The sequence below is a fragment of the Streptomyces dioscori genome, from assembly GCF_003024195.1.
GTDB lineage: Bacteria > Actinomycetota > Actinomycetes > Streptomycetales > Streptomycetaceae > Streptomyces > Streptomyces dioscori.
Genome location: NZ_KZ679075.1, coordinates 1 through 5690 on the forward strand (window position 1 = coordinate 1; position 5690 = coordinate 5690).

Below are 5690 nucleotides of genomic sequence, written 5' to 3' on the forward strand. Positions count from 1 at the left end.
ACCTCCCGGCCGGGGTCCAGAACGGTCTGCACCGGTGTGCCGTCGACCTCGGTCAGCACCGTCCGCAGCGCCTCGTGGCGGTCGATGACGTCGTTGAACGCCGCGCCCAGCGCGTCGGGATCGACGTCGCCGGTCAGCCGCAGCGCGATGGGGAGGTTGTACAGCGAGCCGACGTCCTCAAGCCGGTGCAGGAACCACAGCCGCTGCTGGGCGAACGACGCGGGGGTCCCGTCCGTGCGCGGGACGGGCGTCGGCGCGGGCCGCCCGACACCCGAGGCGCGCTCGATCCGCCGGGCCAGGCCCGCGACCGTGGGTGCCTCGAAGACCGCGCGGACCGAGAGCTCGGCACCCAGTACGGTACGGATCCGGGAGACCAGCCGGGTCGCCAGCAGCGAGTGCCCGCCCAGATCGAAGAAGCTGTCGCCGACCCCCACCTCGTGCAGGTGCAGGATGTCGGCGAACAGGCCGCAGAGCAGTTCCTCCTGCGGAGTGCGAGGAGCCCGGTCCGTCCCCCGCACGGCGGAGAAGTCCGGCGCGGGCAGTGCCCGCCGGTCCACCTTGCCGTTGCGGGTCAGCGGCAGAGCGTCCAGAACCACCACCGCCGCCGGCACCAGATGATCCGGCAGCCGGTCGCGCAGGAACTCCCGCACCTCACGCTCGGCCGCCAGCCCGGCAGCCGCGGGCACGACATAGGCCACGAGCTGGGCCGCCCCGTCACGGTCGGCCTTCGCCAGCACGACGGCCTTCGAGACCGCCGGATGTTCGACGAGCACGGCCTGGACCTCGGCGGGCTCGACCCGGAAACCGCGGATCTTCACCTGGTCGTCGGCCCGCCCCAGGAACTCCAGAACACCGTCACGGCGCCACAGCACCAGGTCGCCGGTCCGGTACATGCGCTCGCTCGGGCCCCCGAACGGGCACGCCACGAACCGCCCCGCCGTCAGCCCGGACCGCCCCAGATACCCCCTGGCCAGACCGGCCCCGGCCAGATACAGCTCACCCGCCACACCCGGCGGCACCGGACACAGACGGTCGTCCAGCACGTAGACCCGCGTGTTCGCGATCGGCGCGCCGATCGGCACCCGCTCGGGCCATTGGGACACGTCGTTGGGCAGCGCGAACGCGGTGACGACGTGCGTCTCGGCGGGTCCGTAGTGGTTGGTCAGGCGCACGTCCCCCGCTCGGAAGAACTCGCGCAGCCGGGCGCCGACGACGAGGGCCTCCCCCGCCTGCACCACCTGCCGCAGGGCCGGCAACGGCTGCCGGTCCGTCCCGGCGGCCTCGCACAGCGCGTCGATGACCGGGGTGGGGGCGTAGAGCTCCCCCACATCGTTGGTCCGCAGCCACGCCACGAACGCGGTCATGTCCCGCCGGGTCTCCTCGTCCGGGACGCACAGGGTCCGGCCCGTCAGCAGGGCGGAGAGGATCTCCTGCGCCGAGACGTCGAAACTGAGTGAGGTGAACTGGGCCGTGCGGACGGCGGCGGGCTCCGCGTGAGCGTCCGCGATCAGGTTCGCCAGCGCGCCGTGGGGCATGGCGACGGCCTTGGGCCTGCCGCTGGTTCCGGAGGTGTGGATGACGTACGCGGGATGTGCGGGCGTCAGCGGCGCGTCACGGTCGGCGTCGGTGACATCGTGTGCGTCGTACGCGGCGAGCACGCCTGCCAGTCCGGGGTCGCCGAGCGGCAGCGCCGCCTCGCCGCCGAGCGTTTCGGCGGTGCTGATCAGGCGGACCGGCCGGGCGTCGTCCAGCAGGAACCTGATCCGCTCCGCGGGATATCCGGGATCGACCGGCAGGTAGGCGGCCCCGGACTTGAGGACGGCCAGCACCGCCACGATCATGTCGACCGAGCGGGGCAGGGCCAGTGCCACGACTCGTTCGGGTCCGGCGCCGAGCTGGATCAGATGCCGGGCGAGGCGATTCGCCCTGGCGTTCAGCCCGGCATAGCTCACGGACTCGTCGCCGAAGACCACCGCCACCGCGTCGGGGGTCCGCACGACCTGCTGTTCGAACAGGAGGGGCAGCGTCGCCACGGGGAGCTCGCGCGCGGTGTCGTTCCACTCCAGCAGGAGTTGACGGCGTTCGGCTCCGGTGAGCAGGTCCACGGCGCTCAGCCGGTGTCCCGGGTCGACGGTGACGGCGCCGATCAGCCGCACCCAGCGGGACAGCAGCGCTTCCGCGGTGGCCGGATCGTAGAGGTCGCTGCTGTATTCCAGCTGGACCGTGATGCCCCGCGGAGCACCGTCCGCGCCACGGGTCTCGCGCAGCCCGAAGGTCAGATCGAACCGGGAGCCGCGGCCGGCGACCTGCTCGCGAGACACCGTCGCCCCAGGAAGCTCGACGGATGCCTCGGTGGTGTTCTGGAGCACCAGCATGATCTGGAACAACGGGTGGTGCGCCAGCGACCGGGTGGGGCTGAGTATCTCCACCAGCCGTTCGAACGGCACGTCCTGGTTGGTGTACGCGGACAGCGCGGTCGTGCGTACCCGGGAGAGGAGCTCCTCGAAGGTGGGATCGCCGGAGGTGTCGGTGCGCAGCACCAGGGTGTTGACGAAGAATCCGACGACGTCGTCCAGTGCCTCGTCCGTGCGACCGGCCACCGGCGACCCGATCGGGATGTCCGTGCCCGCGCCCAGCCGGGTCAGCAGGCCGGCCAGCGCAGCCTGCGCCACCATGAACACACTCGCCCCCGACGTCCGGGCGAGACCCACGATCCGGGCGTGGACGTCCGCGGGGATCTCGGTCCCGGCGACCGCTCCGCGACGGGAAGCCACGGCGGGACGCGGCCGGTCCCCGCGCAGGCTCACCTGCTCGGGCAGCCCCTGAAGCTCCCTCACCCAGTACGCGACCTGGGCGGCGACGGCGCTGCCCGGGTCGTCGAGGTCGCCCAGCAGGTCCCGCTGCCACACGGCGTAGTCCGTATAACGCACCGGCAGCGGCGTCCAGGCCGGCGACCGGCCCGCGGCCCGCGCGGCGTAGGCGCGGGACAGGTCCCGCAACAGCGGAGCCATCGACGAACCGTCCGTGGCGATGTGGTGCGCCACGAGGGCGAGCACCCATTCGCCGGTGTCGGTGACCCGCGACAGCGAGGCGCGCAGCGGGATCTCGCACGCCAGGTCGAAGGCGTACCCGGCAGCCCGCTCGACGGCCGTCCGCACCTCGGTGGACTCCAGCTCGGCCACGGACAGCGGCACGTCCACGTCGGCGGGCAGGACCGTCTGCACCGGCGTGCCGTCGACGTCGGTGTACACCGTCCGCAGCACCTCGTGCCTGCCCACGACGTCGGCGAGCGCGGCCCGCAGCGTGTCCACGTCGAGCTCGCCCGCCAGCCGCAGCACGACGGGCACGTTGTAGACGGGGTTCGCGCCTTCCAACTGGTGGAGGAACCAGAGCCGTTGCTGCGCGAACGACAGCGGCACCCGCTCGGGCAGGGGCGAGAGCCGCAGGGCGGGACGCGTCTGCCCGGAGGCCTGCCGTACGAGCCGGGCCAGCTCGCCGACGGTCGGCGCCTCGAACACGGCACGTACGGACAGTTCGACGCCCAGCGTCGTGCGGATGCGGGAGATGAGGCGGGTCGCCAGCAGCGAGTGGCCGCCCAGCTCGAAGAAACCGTCGTGCACCCCGACCCCGGGCAGGCCGAGCACCTCGGCGAACAGGTCGCACAGCAGTTCTTCCTGCGGAGTGCGCGGCGCACCGTCGCCAGGAGTGAGGTCCGGGACGGGCAGAGCCGACCGGTCGAGCTTGCCGTTGGGGGTCAGCGGGATCTCGTCCAGGAACAGCAGTGCCGCCGGGACGAGATGGTCCGGCAGGCGCTCCCGCAGGAAGTCCCGCAACGCGGTCACGTCGGTGCCCCCGGATGCGGCGACCACGTACGCCACCAGGCGGACGTCACCGGGCCGGTCCTCGCGGGCGACCACCACGGCCCGGGACACCCCTGGGTGGCCCGCCAGTACGGCCTCGGCCTCGCCGGGCTCGACCCGGAAACCGCGGATCTTCACCTGGTCGTCGGTCCGCCCGAGATACTCCAGGTTGCCGTCGGCCCGCCACCGCGCGAGGTCTCCGGTCCGGTACATACGGGTGCCGGCCGGACCGAACGGGCAGGCCACGAACCGCTCCGCCGTGAGCACGGAGCGGCCCAGGTAGCCCCGGGCGACACCGGCGCCGGCCATGTACAGCTCCCCCGGCACACCCGGCGGAACCGGACACAGCCGGTCGTCGAGCACGTAGGCCCGGATGTTGGTCATCGGCTTTCCGATGGGCACCGGGCCCGTCGTCAGATCCGCGTCCGGCGGGACGACGTAGTCGGTGCACCCGACGGTCGCCTCGGTCGGACCGTAGTGGTTGACGATGGAGACGCCCGGATGACGGGCACGCCATGTCCGCAGTTCGTGGCCGGCGACGGCGGCGCCGCCCACCATGAGCTGCCGCGTGGGCCAGAAATCGTCCGGGAACTCGCTCATCGCGAACGAGAGGTGCGCCGGGGTCATCTTCAGGAAGTCGTACGACAGCCCCTCGCTCCGGATCCGCTCGGGAAGCGTGCCGTCGAACGCGGCGACGTGGATGCGGCCCCCGTGGACCAGCGCGCCGTACAGGCCGGTCACGATCGCGTCGAAGGCGAGGGAGGCGTGCACCAGGGTGGTACCGGCGAGGCCGGGGTAGGCCCGCGGACAGCGCAGCACGTAGTTCGTCAGCGAGCGGTGCTCGACGACGACGCCCTTGGGGCGTCCCGTCGTGCCCGAGGTGTAGATGACATAGGCGGGGACCTCGGGTGTCAGCGCCGCGATCCGGTCGGCGTCGGTGAGGTTCCCCGGCGGGTGGGCCCGGACCGACTCGGCCGTCCCGGGGTCGTCCAGGACGATGACGGGCCGTCGGTCCACGGGCAGGGCGGCCAGCACACCGGCGGTGGTGACCACGCAGACCGGCCCGGTGTCGTCGAGCATGAACCGGATGCGCTCGGCCGGGTAGTCGGGTTCGACCGGCAGGTATCCCGCGCCCGTCTTGAGCACGGCCAGCAGCGCCACCACCATGTCGGCCGAGCGCGGCAGCGCGAGCGCCACGAAGCGCTCGGGGCCGGCGCCGTACCCGATCAGCGCACGGGCCAGCCGGTTCGCCCGTGCGTCGAGTTCGGCGTAGGTGACCGACTCGCCCTCGGCCACCACCGCCACGGCGTCCGGCGTCCGGGCCGCCTGGCGTTCGACGAGCACCGGCACGGGAGCGGCTGCCGGGTCCTCGGCGGCGGTGTCGTTCCACGTGACGAGCAACCGGTGCCTCTCGGCGTCGCCGAGCAGGTCGATCGCGCCGAGCCTGCGGCCGGGCAGCGCGGCGGCCTCGTCGAGGAACCGCGTCCAGCGCCGGACGAGCGTGGTGACGGTGTCCTCGTCGTACAGATCCGTGTCGTACGTGATCCAGCCGGTCATGCCCTGCGGGGTCCCGTCGGGGCCGCGCTGTTCCCGGAGGCTGAAGGAGAGGTCGAAACGTGAGTGGACGATGTCGAGGTCTTGGCGGGTGGTGTCGATGCCGGGCAGGTCGAGGACGGCCTCCGCGTTGTTCTGGAGCACCAGCATGATCTGGAACAGCGGATGATGCGCCAGCGACCGACGCGGATTGATCAGGTCGACCAGCCGCTCGAACGGAATGTCCTGATGCGCGTACGCCGACAACGCCCGCTCCCGCACCCGCTCCAGCAACTC

At 72.5% G+C, this 5690-nt stretch carries 1 protein-coding gene; it reads right to left on the reverse strand.

Going from position 1 to position 5690, the window contains the following annotated elements; all coding sequences use genetic code 11:
- Positions 1 to 5690: non-ribosomal peptide synthetase (locus C6Y14_RS43790; RefSeq protein ID WP_159074432.1), on the reverse strand; the 5690-nt coding region annotated here is incomplete at both ends.